At 60.7% G+C, this 14,759-nt stretch carries 11 protein-coding genes; all 11 read left to right on the top strand.

The features are described from left to right. Positions 1-250 precede the first annotated feature (250 nt). Positions 251-880, top strand: a complete 630-nt coding sequence (locus G7Y31_RS02785) for a hypothetical protein (protein WP_165008434.1) — start codon at positions 251-253, stop codon at positions 878-880. 5 nt (positions 881-885) lie between these two features. Next, on the top strand, positions 886-1,458 hold the full coding sequence (locus G7Y31_RS02780) for a hypothetical protein (protein ID WP_165008432.1): 573 nt from the start codon (positions 886-888) through the stop codon (positions 1,456-1,458). Positions 1,459-1,548: 90 nt separating this feature from the next. Next, a complete protein-coding gene (locus G7Y31_RS02775; RefSeq protein WP_165008430.1) occupies positions 1,549-2,226 on the top strand; it encodes a hypothetical protein in 678 nt (225 codons plus the stop codon). Positions 2,227-2,231: 5 nt separating this feature from the next. Further along, the gene (locus G7Y31_RS02770; RefSeq protein ID WP_165008428.1) at positions 2,232-2,798 is read left to right on the top strand and encodes a hypothetical protein; all 567 of its coding nucleotides are present in this window, start codon (positions 2,232-2,234) and stop codon (positions 2,796-2,798) included. Positions 2,799-2,850: 52 nt separating this feature from the next. Beyond that, positions 2,851-4,809 (top strand): helix-turn-helix domain-containing protein, encoded by a 1,959-nt coding sequence (locus tag G7Y31_RS02765; protein ID WP_165008426.1) that lies wholly within the window; start codon positions 2,851-2,853, stop codon positions 4,807-4,809. 262 nt (positions 4,810-5,071) lie between these two features. Continuing rightward, positions 5,072-6,190 (top strand): alcohol dehydrogenase catalytic domain-containing protein, encoded by a 1,119-nt coding sequence (locus G7Y31_RS02760; RefSeq protein ID WP_165008424.1) that lies wholly within the window; start codon positions 5,072-5,074, stop codon positions 6,188-6,190. A 5-nt stretch (positions 6,191-6,195) separates the two neighbouring features. Continuing rightward, on the top strand, positions 6,196-7,695 hold the full coding sequence (locus G7Y31_RS02755; RefSeq protein WP_165008422.1) for a permease family protein: 1,500 nt from the start codon (positions 6,196-6,198) through the stop codon (positions 7,693-7,695). Between the two features lie 280 nt (positions 7,696-7,975). Then, positions 7,976-10,693: a class I SAM-dependent DNA methyltransferase gene (locus G7Y31_RS02750; RefSeq protein ID WP_165008420.1), complete on the top strand. Its 2,718-nt coding sequence runs from the start codon at positions 7,976-7,978 to the stop codon at positions 10,691-10,693. Then, positions 10,693-12,678 carry a DEAD/DEAH box helicase gene (locus G7Y31_RS02745; protein ID WP_165008418.1) on the top strand — a complete coding sequence of 662 codons (1,986 nt, stop codon included), beginning with the start codon at positions 10,693-10,695 and terminating at the stop codon, positions 12,676-12,678. Before G7Y31_RS02750 ends, G7Y31_RS02745 begins: the two co-directional genes overlap by 1 nt. Next, the gene (locus G7Y31_RS02740; protein ID WP_165008416.1) at positions 12,678-13,838 is read left to right on the top strand and encodes a GIY-YIG nuclease family protein; all 1,161 of its coding nucleotides are present in this window, start codon (positions 12,678-12,680) and stop codon (positions 13,836-13,838) included. Before G7Y31_RS02745 ends, G7Y31_RS02740 begins: the two co-directional genes overlap by 1 nt. Before the next feature lie 282 nt (positions 13,839-14,120). After that, on the top strand, positions 14,121-14,750 hold the full coding sequence (locus G7Y31_RS02735) for a Panacea domain-containing protein (RefSeq protein ID WP_165008414.1): 630 nt from the start codon (positions 14,121-14,123) through the stop codon (positions 14,748-14,750). Positions 14,751-14,759 lie beyond the last annotated feature (9 nt).

The following is a 14,759-nucleotide window of genomic DNA, read 5'->3' as shown; positions in this document are numbered from 1 at the left end:
GGGGGCACCCACACGGGGGTGGCGCAACCCAGACGGGGGTAGCCTGGTCGCGGCACACAAGCGGGATTGTGGTCGGGATGTCGGCGGCAGGGCATGGGCACAGGCCACGCGTAGGCGCCGGAAGGTGGAGCATGAGGAACAACGCAGGGTCCCGTCCAGCTCGCGGAGAAGTGGGGGCGAAAAGTTTTAAACCCCTGCGAAATCTGCGGCGGTGGGCTAGGGTTCAAACAAACACAGAGAGGCTGCCGCCATGACCACCTTCGCCGTGACCGGACCCCCGGCTTTCCTAGTCGCCACCGGCGTAGTCGTTGCCCTGATCGCCGTGCCGATGAGCTTTGCCGCGGTCAGAATTCGAGGCAGCTCCGCCAAGAAGGTAGTCGTCCTGTGCGCCGCGGGGTTTGCCTGGAGCTTCATACCTGCGCTGGTGTTCTTCGGCTGGCTTGCACCTCCAGCCGCAGCGTACTCTTTGTCCGGAAATCCACCTACGCTCTTTGAGGATCCGGAGCTTCGCTTTTTGCTCGTCGCCCTCCCGGTCTGGGTGTTTATCGTGTGGAAGTACATCGAAAACGCGCTGGAGCTCATACTCTTTACGCTGCTGTTGACGTGCGGGCTTGCATCGGCAGGCTTCATCACCACGGCAGGAAACGGACCACAGGACCCCCTCCAACAGGTACTTTTTGGGCTCGCCGCTGTCTCGTGGTGCGTTCCGGTCTCGTGCCTGCCACCGGTGCTTACGTGGTGGACCCGCGATGTGTTCCGCGCCGTGCGCAACCCGGACTCCAGACAGACCACGCGGAACCCGATAAACGCTCCTGCCGCCAGCGAAGCCGCGTGCAACCAGGCCGCGCACGCCCCGATGAATCCCGCGAAAAGGAGTTAAACACCATGCTCTACTTCCCCTTTACATACATCGGCTACTTTGCGGTGCCCATTCTCTTCGTGGCCTTGGCAACCTGGGCGCTGGTGCGTCATGCTGCCCGGCGCGGCGGAACCACAGCGGTCCGGTCTGCGATAGCGGTGGGCGCTGCGGGGCTTCCGTGTGGACTGGTCCCCGCGGTGACGTGGGTTTTGTGGCCGGCAAGCACAATTCCGGATGGCTTTGACACTGCCGAATTGCAACAAGACGCAGAAAGCGTTGAGCGGAGGCTGCTGGCTTGTATTGGCGGCATCATCGTGTTGTGCGCGGTGGTGATCTGGTTCTCCGTCGCCAACTTTCTGCAGCTTTGTCTCTTTGTCTTGTGGCTGAGCTTCGGCATTTCTCAACTAGCTTTGTTTATCGCCTCCGGCGGTCTCACCGGAGCCTTGCTGCCACCGCCCATCGTTGGCATGTGGTATTTCCTCATCCCATTCCTGTGTGCGCTTCCCGTGTGTCTAGTGTTATGGCTGGTCAAAGTAGCCTTCCGGGTCGTGCTGCCCCGCTTGCGCGCACCGGAAGAAACCGCCCGGACCCGCCGGTAGCATCCGCGGAGCCACATAGAAAAGTTTTAAACCTCTGCGAAATTGGCGGCAGTCCGCTAGGGTGGCAACAAGCACAGAAAGGCTGCTTCCATGACTATCCTCCCCCTATCCATGTTCCTCGGCTTCCTTGGAGTGCCATTCTTCACCGCGGTTGCGGTGTCAGCGGCGATTGTGTTCGGTGCAACGCGAGATCCCGCCACCCCAAACCGAGCGGCACCAAGCGGCGCAGCACCAGACAGTCCGGCGCCAGGCTATCCGTCACCAGGCCATGCAGCACCAAGCGGCGCAGCACCAGACAGTCCCCCACCAGGCCGCACGGCACGGGGTGGTGCCACGGGAGCATCGGCAAGCAAGGCATCGGCAGGCAAGGCTGCGGTGGCGGTGTGTGCCGCGGCGCTGGGGTGCGGGGTGGTCCCCCTGCTGTTGTGGCTTGCCTGGCCGGCGTCGGGGGAGTTCATCGCAGCCTGGCGCATCTGCGGCTTTATTGTCACCGCAGTCGGGCTCACAGCCGTGGCCATGTGGCGCTACGTGACAAACGCCGCGCAGCTCACGCTGTTCGTCTTCTGGCTTGGCTTCGCAGCGACGGCTGCGTTCCTAGTTGTCACCGCGGATGCGTGGCGGGATGCCCCGGTGCCGCTGTCTACCATCGGGGTCTTCTTTTTCATTGCGGCGCTGTTTTATGTGTTTCCCCTGGCCCTGTTCATATGGTTGGTGCGCTCGACCCACCGGGAAGCCGCGGCCCATTCCAGCACCATCGACGGGAGCTAAGCATCATGACCACTTTCCCCTTCTTCGTGTACGCCAGCTATGTGGTGGTGATTGCGCTCTATGTCGGTTGTATCGCCTGCGCTGCGGTGCGCCGCGCGGTCCGGCGGGAAGGCGCCGCGGTAATCAAGCCCGCGCTCGCGGTGTGCGCGGTGGCGTTCGTGTGCGGCTTGGTCCCCATGCTGGCCTGGCATTCGTTCATACCAACCCTGACCAAGGATAACTACGAGGAACTCATTGGCACCGTCCAGCGGCTCCATTGGGCCAACAACATCACCATCGCCCTGCTGTGTGCCGTGCTGGTGTGGCGCTTCGCCAGCGGATTTCTGCGGCTGATTCTCTTCGTCCTCTCCGTGAGCCTGGGCATTTACGCAGCGTATGTGGCTATTTATATCGAAGGGTTCCAGGAGGCCCTGCTGCCACCGTTTATAGTCGGCGCCGGGATTTACGCCTGCGCGTTTCTCTGCGCGGCTCCGGTGTGCGTGGCGGCGTGGTTCCTGCGCCGTGACAACCGGGCGGTGGCCGCCCAATGGTACGCGTCCAGGCGGCAGGGCCCACCCGGGCCTTTAAACTAGCCCGCACCGCCCTCCCGGGCCATTAAGCTAGCGGCCATTAAGCTAAAGGGCCATGGCCTCCCCCATCAGCAGTATCCTCAGCCATCTCACCAACGGCACCCGCGTACCGGATGAACTCGCCGCGCGCCTCGATGCCGCAGATGCCGCCGCCCTGCGCGCCCTGGAGCACACCATCGCCTCCCACCGCACGTGGCGGGTGATGTCCACCAAGTTGCTCGATGTCTCCCAGATGCTCAACGCAGGCCGCGATTCCGGGGAGGTTTGCGACGCGATTGTGCGCCACGCCCGTGCCATTATCGGTACGGATGTGGGCTACATCAGCCTCAATGATGCAGACTCCGGCTTTACTAATGTCTTGACCACCACTGGGGTGCAGACTAAGGAGTTTCGGGAGATCCGTATGCCCATCGGTTCCGGGGTGTTGGGCATAGTCGCTGCCACCAACCGTCCGGCTTGGACTTATGACCATGCGCAGGACCCGGACGTCACGCACGTCGATTATGTAGACGCCGCGGTGCGTGCGGAGGGCATCCGCGCCATTTTGGGCGCCCCCATTCGTATTGGTGGCACCACTATTGGCGCGCTGCTGGTGGGTGACCGCCACCCGCGCCATTATTCGCGCGAGGAAATCGCCGCACTGGAGCTGCTGGGCGCAATGGCGGGGGTGGCCCTGGAGACCGCCCAGGTTATTGAGACCCAAGGCGAGTCCGTTGCCCAGTTGACTCGCTCCCAGGTGGCGCTAAGCCGGCACATCCAGGACCTTGAGTGGCTCAATAGGGTGGATGCCCAATTGTTGCAGGTCCTAACCGGCAGCGCTGGCTTTGAGCAGCTGGCTGCCGTGCTCACCGAGGTCTTGGAGGCCGAGGTTGTGCTTTGGCTTGCCGATGCCCCCTCCCCCTCACCCTGGGCGCAGCTCATCGCTACTGCCTGCCGCACGCGCACGTTTACCACCGCTGCCCACGACGACGTCCGGGATAGCGGCGACGGCGATAGCCACCCGGCCAGGGCCGACGGCGAGGATAGCGGCCGCGACGGTTCCTCCGCTACAGGCGGGGCCGCCAGGTGCGTGTTACCGGTGGAGTTCAATAGCAGGCTGTTGGGGTGTATCTGCGTGGGCCGGGAGGTCACGCAAATGCAGGCGCGCATCCTCACCCATGCATCCTCGGCTTTTAGCGCCATTGCGTTATTTCATGAGGCGTTGGTGGATGCCACCGCTCGCAAGGTTGATGACTTGGTTTATTCGGTGGTGCTGGGTAATGCCGGCAAGGAGGAGGCCACGCGCTTGCGTCAGCTCACCGGGATAGACATCACCCGGCCGCAGGGGTTGTATTTCTTGGCCATTGCAGGTGATGCCTTGGCTAAGAACACGGCTAAGGCTCCGGCTAAGACCCCGGCTAAGGCTCCGGTGAACGTCCCGGCACCTGCCGTGGGGCTCTCACCCCGCACCGTCGAAGACAAGCTGCGTGGAGCTACCGCGATAACCCGGCATGACCAACACCTATGCGTGCTCTTTGCTCCTGACGGTGACCTCGATTCCGCAGTGGCACCGCTGTTGCAGGCCAGTGCAGGTACGGCAGTCGCGGCAGTAGAAGTTGGTGCGTCTAGAACCATTCCCCAGGCTCACGATGCCGCCTTGGCTTACCTAGATTCCGCCCTCGCCCTGGGGTTACGCGGACAGCTGGTCACGGAAGCCACGTTGGGCTCGGTGGGGCTCATCCTGGGGGCGGACCCGCACGCGTTAGAGATGCTGCGCACCCACACCATTGGCCGGCTGCTGGACTACGATGCCACCCACCACACCGCCTTGGCTCAGACCGCCTACCATTACCTGCTGCACGGTCACAGTGTGGCTGAGACTGCTAAGGCCGTGTTTGTCCACGTCAACACGGTGCGCCAGCGTTTGGAGCGCATAGATAACCTCCTGGGCAGCGATTGGGCCACCGGTCCACGCAGCTTGGATATTTACCTGGCCCTGCGCCTAGCCATGCTGGAGCGCAGCACACGCGCATAGCCGTACACGCTCATGGCCAGGCGCGCTCATGGCCGGGCGCGTTCATGGCCGGGCACGTTCATGGCCGGGCACGTTCATGGCCGGGCACGCTTATGGCCGTGCGCACTCACGACTTTGCGCGCTCATGGCCGTGCGCACACTTGCGGCTGCATATTATGGAGAAATCCACATAGCATTCCTCTTCCGCACCAGGCGGTGTAGCGGTAATCTACCTCACACCACGGTTCAATACCGTTACTTAATCGCTACTCAAGGAGGAACCTTGTCTGACTCCATCACCATCCAGGGCGCTGTGCTGGAGCGCTCGGACGCGCAGCGCCCCTACGCGCAATCCCAGCCGATAAGCATCAGCGAACTAGAGCTCAGCGCCCCCGGTGAGGGCGAAGTCCTGGTCAAAATCACTGCCGCGGGCGTGTGCCACTCGGATCTCTCCGTGGTCAACAACAACCGTCCGCGGCCGCTGCCCATGCTGCTGGGCCACGAGTCCGCCGGCGTGGTCGAAGCCGTGGGGCCCGGCGTGTCCAACGTCAAGGTGGGCGACCACGTGGTGATGACCTTCCTGCCTCGCTGCGGCGAATGCGCCGGCTGCAAGACCGACGGCAAGATGCCCTGCGAGGTCGGATCCAAGTCCAACGGCGAAGGCACCCTCATCCGCGGCACCCGCCACCTGACACGCGCGGGCGAGACCGTCCAGCACCACCTGGGCGTATCCGGCTTCGCCACCCACGCCGTGGTCTCAGAGTTGTCCGTGGTGCCCATCGGCGCGGATGTGCCCGCAGACATCGCCGCAATCTTTGGCTGCGCCATTCTCACCGGCGGCGGCGCGGTGCTCAATGAGGTTGACCCGCAGCCGGGCGATAGTATCGCCGTCGTGGGCCTGGGCGGGGTGGGCATGTCCGCCATCATCACCGCCGCGGCCCTGGGCGTGGAGGAGATCGTGGGCATCGACATGCAGGCCGATAAGTGCGCCAAGGCCCTCGAACTCGGCGCTACCGCCGCCATGACCCCTGCCGAGGCCGAAGAATCCGGCCGCCGTTTTACCGCCGTCATCGAAGCCGCCGGCCACCCCAAGGCACTAGAGACCGCCTACAAGATCACCGCCCCCGGCGGCCTAACCGTAACCGTGGGCCTGCCCGCCCCCGGATCCACCATCAGCATCGATCCGCTAGTGATGACCGCGGAAGCCCGCCGCGTCCACGGCTGCTACCTGGGCTCTTCCGTGCCCGCCAAGGACATCCCCCGCTACGAGGAACTCTGGCGCGCGGGCAAGCTCAACGCCGAAGGACTCATCTCCTCCCACATCACGCTAGATGAGATCAACCAGGCCATGGACAACCTCGCAGAAGGCACCGCCCTGCGCCAAATCATCGAGTTCAAGTAGGTGACATGTCTGACAGCAACCATCTGCAACCTGGAGCGGAAGAGGGCATCGGCAAGGTAGCACCCCACTGGAAAGCCGGACCCTTCGACATCCGCCTGCCCTTTGTGCACTACCGCATGGAATGGCCAGACTTTGGCCAAGGCCTGTTCATGTGCGTGGTGGACCTGGGCGCTATCCCCCTGATGACGGAGGCCCTGGGCATGCCTTATGAGGTAGCCCTGGCCGTGGTCATGCTCAATGGTCTACTGTATTTGACCCACCACCTGCTGGGCGACCCGGTGGTTCCCGGGTGGATTACCCCCGCCATTCCGCTGCTGACGGTCTACGTGCAGACCTTCCCCGAAGGCCCGGAGCGCGTCTGGGCGCTGATTAGTTTCCAGCTGCTGCTGGGCATCTTCTCACTGACCCTGGGCGTGACCGGGTGGGCGTCGAAAGTGGTGCGGCTAATACCGTCGAGTCTGCGCGCCGGAATTGTGCTGGGCGCAGGCGTGGCCGCGATTGTCTCCGTGTTCAAAGAAGGCGGCCGCTTCCACTCCTTCCCCATCACCATCACTATTTGCGTGGCGGTGGCGTTCTACCTGATGTACTCGCGCAGCTTTGCCAACCTGCGGCAGAAGGCAGCCGGGTGGCGCTTTGTGGCCTCGCTGGGCATTTTGCCGGCGATTTTCGTGGCGGTCTTTGTCGCGCCGCTGGCCGGCGAGGCCCCCTGGCCGGACATCGAGTGGGGCTTTTCCCGCCCAGACTTTGCCACCCTGTGGTCGGACTACACCATCTTTGGTCTAGGCCTGCCCCCGGCGCACATGTTCCTCACCGCCATCCCCACCGTGGTCGCGGCCTACATTGTGGTCTTTGGCGATGTCCTCCAAGCCAATGCCGTGCTCAAAGAAGCCGACCACGTGCGTACCGATGAAGCCGTGGTCTACAGCCCGTCGCGCGCCCACCTGCTCTTTGGCGGGCGCAACATGCTCATGTCCATCATCGGCCCCGACGTGGCCATGTGCGGCCCACTGTGGGCGGCCATGCACGTGGTGATTGTGGAGCGCTACAAGCAAGGCCAGCGCGCCATGCGCTCCATCTTCGGCGGCGCCGGCTCCTTCCGCTGGGGCACCAACACCGGCCTGCTCCTCCTTCCCATCACTTCCTTCGTCGCCCCCATCCTGCCGGTGGGGCTGGCCTTGACCCTGATTATCCAAGGCTTTGTGTCCGTGCGCGTGGGCGTGATGGAGGCCAAGAACCAAAAGGATCTGGGCATCGCCGGCGTAACCGCGGGCGTCTTGGCCACCCAGGGCGCTGCGTGGGGTTTTGCGGCGGGCATAATCATGGTGCTGGTTATCTACGGCCGCGACATGTTCAAAGACGAACGCGACGGCACCATCCGCTCCTTCGATGAAATCGACCCCTCCGAGGGCTTCGCCGACGCCCAAGCCGACTTCACCGAACTGGCCGAGCTCAACCACGTCGACGACGAGGGTGGCCGGCGCGAGGGTGGCCGACGCGAAGGCTAGCCTGCGGGGGCTCGGATTTGCCTTTAGCTTGCCGATGCCCCCGCCAGCGCGGCCCTGCCCGCCCGCGAGCTCTCTTAGTGCTGTAGTTGTTGCGTATCTCTTGCTTAGCCGTATAGAGTGGGTAGCGATAGATCCCCGGTCAGGCCTCTTACCCTTTACGGGTAATGCACAAATGACCGGGGCCTTTCATTTCGTGGAGGCAATTTCTCCCAACACCCTTGTTGGGTAATGTAACTGGCTAGTACTTATCCTCTCACTTCCACGGCAAGGGGTAGCAACGGTGGCTCGCCTGAATCTGAAAGCAATTGAAGAACGCATCAAGCCCCTGGCTGGGCGCGAAGCCTACGATAAGCAGTTCATTTTTGATCTTTTGCTGGCTTATGGCCGTTCCAAGAGCAGTATCACGCGCCTGCGTACTGGCTCGTTGAATGTGGCGGAGCATCCTGAGACCGAGGTTGCTCAGAAGAACATCGTATACTTCCGCTATACCCAGGGGGATCTGCTGGCGGAGCTGGAGGAGCTGCGACTCTCTCCCTTGGTCACTAAGTTCACCCCGCGCTTTGTCATTGTCAGCGATTATGTGCAGCTGATTGCCTATGACACCAAGACGGCAGAAAACCGCACCTTTAACCTGCGTGAGATTGATCAGCACTTCACGTTCTTCCTGCCCTGGGCCGGCATGGAAAAAGCCCAGTACACCGCAGAGTCCCACGCTGATGTGAAGGCCGCAGAGAAGATGGGCAAGCTCTTCGATGAGCTCGCCAGCGCCAACCCCGGTTTGTTGGATAACCCAGACAACCGCCACGGCCTCAACGTCTTCTTCACTCGCCTGCTGTTTTGCTACTTTGCTGAAGACACCGGCATTTTCACCCAGAACCAGTTCACCAATGCTGTCGGCTCTCACACCTTAGAGGATGGTTCGGATACAGCCGAGTTCATCCGTGACCTGTTCGCCGCGTTGGACGAGGCAGACCCGGCCCGCAAGCCTGCACACCTCGCCGACTTCCCTTATGTCAATGGTCGCCTCTTCCGCACGGATTCTGCACTGACGGTGCCACGCTTTTCTGCCAAGGCCCGCGAGATGCTCATTGAGCTGGGCCGCCAGATTTGGCTAGATATTAACCCCGATATTTTCGGCTCGATGTTCCAGGCGATTGTCACCCCCGGCAAGCGCTCCAACCTGGGCCAGCACTACACCTCGGTGCCGAATATCTTGAAGACCATCGAGCCACTGTTCTTGGATGGCCTACGCGAGGAGTTCGAGAACGCCTACGACAACCCCAAGAAGCTAGAGGCCTTGTTGGTTCGTATTGGGCGTATCAAGGTCTTCGATCCTGCCTGCGGCTCGGGTAACTTCCTGGTTATTGCCTATAAGGAACTGCGACGCCTGGAGCACTCCATCTTGCAGCGCCAGGCAGAGCTCGAAGGCACCGTCAAGCTTTTTGATAAGTCGCGCATTAATATCGAGAACTTCTTTGGCATTGAGATTGATGACTTCGCCGTGGAGGTCGCCATCCTCTCGCTGTGGATTGCCAAGCACCAGATGAACCAGGAGCTGAAGAAGCTCTTCGGAGTAGAGATCCCGCTAATTCCCCTGAAGGAAACCGGCCACATCCACGCCGGCAACGCCACCCGCATCGACTGGAACGACGTCTGCCCCAACAACGGTACCGATGAAATCTATCTGATTGGCAACCCACCGTACGTCGGATCCAGCATGCAAACCGCGGAGCAAAAAGAGGACTTCGTCCACGTTTTTAACGCCACGAAGTACCCCAAGAAGCTGGACTACATTGCACTGTGGTTCATCAAAGGCGCGGATTACATCACTGATAGTGCGGCTGAGCTTGCCTTTGTGAGCACCAACTCGATTACCCAAGGTGAGCAGGTTGGAATGCTGTGGCCTTCTATTTTTGCCCACGGTGTACACATTCACTTCGCTCATACCTCCTTCAAATGGGAGAACAACGCCAAGGGCGCTGCCGGCGTGACCGTGGTGGTTGTAGGCTTGAGCACCTCTACTAACACAGAGCGCTTCATCTTCAACGAGGACCTCAAGAACGCGGTAAACCATATCAATGGATACCTGACTGATGCCCCCGATGTCTTTATTGCAAGTCCATCCAAACCACTGGCGAAACAGCTGCCCCCGATGACATACGGCTCTAAGTCGACGGATGGTGGCGGGCTCTCATTCGATGTACACGAAAAAGAGCAATTTGTCACCTCCTGGCCGGACGGCGCTCCGTTCATTAAGAAGTACATGGGAGCTCAGGAGTTCATCAAAGGTATAGATCGCTTCTGTCTCTGGATCACCGACGAAAGTGTAGCGGATGCGAAGCAGGTCAAAGGCATCGTACAGCGTCTCAAGATCGTGGAAAGAATGCGCTTGGAAAGCAAGAAATTGGCAACCCAAGAACGTGCTAGAACCCCTTACCGTTTCGCTGAAGCGCGATACAAGCCCACCGATTCCATTATCGTTCCCAGTGTTTCTTCTGAGCGGCGTGAGTACATCCCGATGGGTTTCCTTGGGCCCGATACTGTCATCTCCAATCTGGCTTTTGCGGTTTATGATGCTGAGCCGTGGCTGTTTGGCCTGTTGACCTCGCGGATGCACATGGTGTGGACTCGCGCCGTGGCTGGACAGCTTGGAACTTCACTGCGTTATTCCAACACTATCGTTTACAACAACTTCCCCGTGCGCGAACTCACGGACACTGAGAAGCAGGAGCTCACCCAGAAGGCCCTGCGCATTTTGGACGTGCGCGAATATCACTGTGAGAAGACCCCGGCGCAGCTCTATGACCCGGACCTTATGCCGGATAACCTGCGGGAGGCCCACTGGGGCGTCGACAAGTTCGTAGATTCCCTCTATTCCGACCGTGGGTTCGAAACCGATGAGGACAGGTTGTCCACCCTGTTTGCTATGTATGAACGTATGACCGCTGCAGAAGATGCGGCACAGCCGAAGAAGCGCACACGAAAGAAGAAAAGCTAATGGGCAAGCACCGCCGCGAGAACATCGTCAACGTTGAATACGCACAAGCAGGCACCTCCGTCAGCACAGATGGCCTGGGCATGCGTGAGATGCAGCGTCGTGTCTACGAGCGCAGGGACTCCCAGTACCTGCTGATTAAGGCCCCGCCGGCGTCTGGTAAATCCCGCGCGCTGATGTTCGTCGGCCTGGATAAGCTCTACAACCAGGGGCTCAAGAAAGTCATCGTGGCCGTCCCGGAGCGCTCCATCGGGGGCTCTTTCGGCAACACCGAACTGGTCAAGCACGGCTTCTTTGCGAACTGGGAGGTAGACCCACGCAATAACCTCTGCCAACCCGGCAGCAGCGCCAGCAAGGTCGAAGCGTTCGTCCGCTTCATACGCAGCACCGACCCCATCCTGGTGTGCACTCACGCCACGCTGCGCTACGCCTTCGACAAACTATCGCCGGCGGACTTCGACGACACTGTGCTGGCCATTGACGAGTTCCACCACGTCTCCGCAGACCTGGACAATAACCGCCTGGGCTCCCTGCTCCGGGACGTGATGAACGGGTCTACCGCGCACATCATCGCCATGACCGGCTCCTACTTCCGCGGCGATGCGGTTCCCGTCCTTTTGCCTGGTGATGAGGCAAAGTTCACCCCGGTGACCTTCAACTATTACGACCAGCTCAACGGCTACGAGCACCTGAAGTCCCTGGGCATTGGGCATCACTTCTACCAAGGTCGCTACACCGACAGCGTGGCCGAAGTGTTGGACCTGGATAAAAAGACCATTCTGCACATCCCGAACGTCAACTCAGGCGAATCCACCAAAGACAAGCTGGAGGAAGTGGGGCTGATCCTGGATGTGATCGGTGAGAACATCGGCGTGGAGGAAGGCACCGGCGTTATCCTGATGCGCCGCCACGATAACGGACAGATCCTGCGTGTAGCGGACCTGGTGGACGATACCGACCAGAAGGCACGTGCCCACACCCTGGCGTACCTGACGGACGTTGCCTCTAAGAACCGGGACGCCATCGACATCATCATTGCACTCGGAATGGCTAAGGAAGGCTTTGACTGGCCCTTTGCCGAACACGCGCTAACCGTGGGCTACCGGGCGTCGCTGACTGAGGTTATCCAGATCATCGGGCGCGTCACCCGCGATAGCGAGGGTAAAACCCACGCACAGTTCACCAACCTGCTCGCGGAGCCAGACGCGGCACAAAGCGAAGTGACGGTCTCCGTGAACAACATGCTCAAAGCCATCACCGCTTCCCTGCTGATGGAGCAGGTCCTGGCACAAAACTTCAACTTCTCCGCCAAGCGCAGCGATGACGATAAGTCGGAACCCGGCGAGCTGAAGATCAAGGGACTCAAAGAACCCTCCACAGACCGCGTGAAGCAAATTGTGGCCTCGGATCTAAACGACTTGAAAGCCAGGATTCTGCAAGACGACACCTTCGCCCGCGCAGCCGTAGGCAGCGTGGACCCCGAAACCACCAACAAGGTCCTGATTCCGAAAATCATCCGCGAACAGTACCCAGAGCTCACCGACACCGAAGTAGAAGAAGTACGCCAGCGCGTGGTGGTGGACTCCGTGATTAAGACCGGTGAGGTGCGAGAGGTGGGCGATAAGCGCTTTATTCAGATGGCCCACCAGTTTGTCAATATCGACGAGCTCAACATCAACCTCATCGACAAAATCAACCCCTTCCAGAAGGCTTTTGAGATTTTGTCGAAGTCCGTCACCCCCACCGTGCTGCAGCTGATTGAGGACACCATCCACGCCACCCGTGTGGATATGTCACTGGAAGAAGCAATGCAGCTCTACCCCCGCGTGCAGGCCTGGGTGAAAACCCATAATCGCGAACCCAACCGCCGCTCCGAGGATGCGGACGAAAAGAAGCTCGCCGAGGCGTTACTGGTCGTGCGCAAAGCAGTTGCCGACCGTAAGGCAGAGCAGGCCGCCCAGAACCGCACCGAACAAGGAGAAGCCTGATGTCCCACGATCCATTGATGGATCAGCTCGATCAGCTCATGGCCGCGGACACCGATGGCCTGCTGGACATGCCCGAAGAGCCGCGCCCGGTCACCGAGCTTGATCGCCTAGTGCGTGCCTTTGGGGAAATCAACAACTTCTATGCTGAGCACGGCCACGAGCCTAGTCCCGATACCCTCTCCATCGCCGAGCGCAAACTAGGCGCACGGTTGACCGGTATCCGTGCCAGCGAGCAAAAAATTGCTGAGCTTCTTGAGCATGATGTCCATGGCCTACTCCAGCAACAGCCAGCGCCCCAGAGCCTGGATGAGCTAATGGCCTCCGATAGCCTGGGCCTTGTTGACGACCCCACCGGGCTGCTGGACACCTCCACCCTGCCCACGCGCAAGAGCCCCGAAGAGGATGGCGGCGAGCGTGCAGTGCGCGTCAAGGCCAAAGACTTCGAGGCCTATGCACAGCATTTCTCAGCGAAGCACGCGGGGCTTGCCGATGGCTCCTGGGCACTGACCAAATTCACCGGCGAGAGCAGCATCCGCGAAGGGCGCTTCTTCGTCATCAATGGCGTGATGTGCTTCGTTGCCGACGTGAAAGAACCCCAGATTTCGCGGGGCGAAACCAAGCCGCGCTTGCGCGTGGTCTTTGAAAATGGCACAGAATCCGCCATGTACAGGGAGTCGCTGTCCAACCGGCTGTACGAGACCGGCGGCCAGGCGCTGACCCGCACCACCATGAGCGGCGATGAAATTGGCGACGCTGACGAAGAAACCGGATACCTCTACATCCTCAAGTCCCTCTCGGAGCACCCGGATATTCGCTCTCTGGACAACCTCTACAAAATTGGGTTCACCCGCGGCACGGTTGATGCGCGTATTGCTGGCGCAGAAAAGAGCCCCACCTACCTCATGGCTCCCGTGGAGGTGGTGGCCAGCTATAAGGCCTACAACCTGCGGCCTTCTGCCTTGGAACACCTGCTCCACCGGGTTTTCGCCGCCGCGCGCCTGGACGCCACTGTGGTCAACCGCGCCGGCGGAAGCGTGAGCGCCACCGAGTGGTTTGTGGTTCCCCTGCCCATCATTGATAAAGCCATCGAGCTGATCCTGTCCGGCGAGATCGTGGACTACGTCTACAACCCCAGCGTGGGAGACCTAGTGAGGCGCTAGCTGCGTATTAGTAGGCATCTGAAAAGGTCACGCCCGAACGCCCAGTTAGCTCGCCTCGGGCCTTTGGACCACATCACCACCGGTTTGTCCTCCACGCAGATCATCAGTGCAGTGCCCTGCTTGACGGCTCGAAGGCAGCTTGCAAAACTCACGCTACGGGGATAGGATATGCCCCAACGCCCCTGGCCGTTGACCCTCCACATATCAGGAGTGCTGCCGATGACCGGGGCTTTAATCATAGGACCACTGTTGGTCTTTCCTTTTCGACATGGTGGGCCGAGCATGACAGCCATCAAGACAGCGCAGGCGCTCAATTTCTTCCTGCAGCGGGACGCGCGCGACGCCCACAGTGTTGATGGAAATAGCTGCCGCAAGCTCATCGCGCTGCTGTGGGCTGCGGACCGCTTGAGCTTACGCAGTTTCGGCCACTCAATGACAGAAGACCAATACGTGGCACTCCCCTCCGGCCCGGTTGCCAGCGGAGTCCGCGCTCTAATGGAAGCCTGTGAGCACGGGTCAAGTACTGCACCCGAAGGTTGTTCGGAGGCAGACGTCCGGTGGTGGCGGGAACACTTCGAGGCCCGTGGTGGTGTGCTCAAGTGCATCGCGGAGGTGGGCAGTGACTACCTCTCCCAGGCGGACGTCCTCATACTCGAAATGGCCTACGCCAAATTCCGGGGCATCGAAACCTCTGAGGTCAGCGAAATCAGCCGCATGTACCCGGAGTGGACGCGGAAGTTCATACCGGGTTCACTGGCGGAAGCACGCGGCATCGAATTGGCTGACTTCTTCGCCAACCCGGAGGATGGTGCGGACCCCTACTTCCAGGTGGAACAGGACACGCTGGAAGCGGCAAGCTACTTTTTCAACGAGCGCAGGGCGCTGCTTGCATCGTTAGGCCTGCAACACTGAGGAACGGCA

Origin of the sequence: Corynebacterium lizhenjunii (assembly GCF_011038655.2) — a bacterium.
GTDB lineage: Bacteria > Actinomycetota > Actinomycetes > Mycobacteriales > Mycobacteriaceae > Corynebacterium > Corynebacterium lizhenjunii.
The sequence above is the reverse complement of the archived record's forward strand: the minus strand, read 5'-3'. Positions and strand labels throughout refer to the sequence as shown.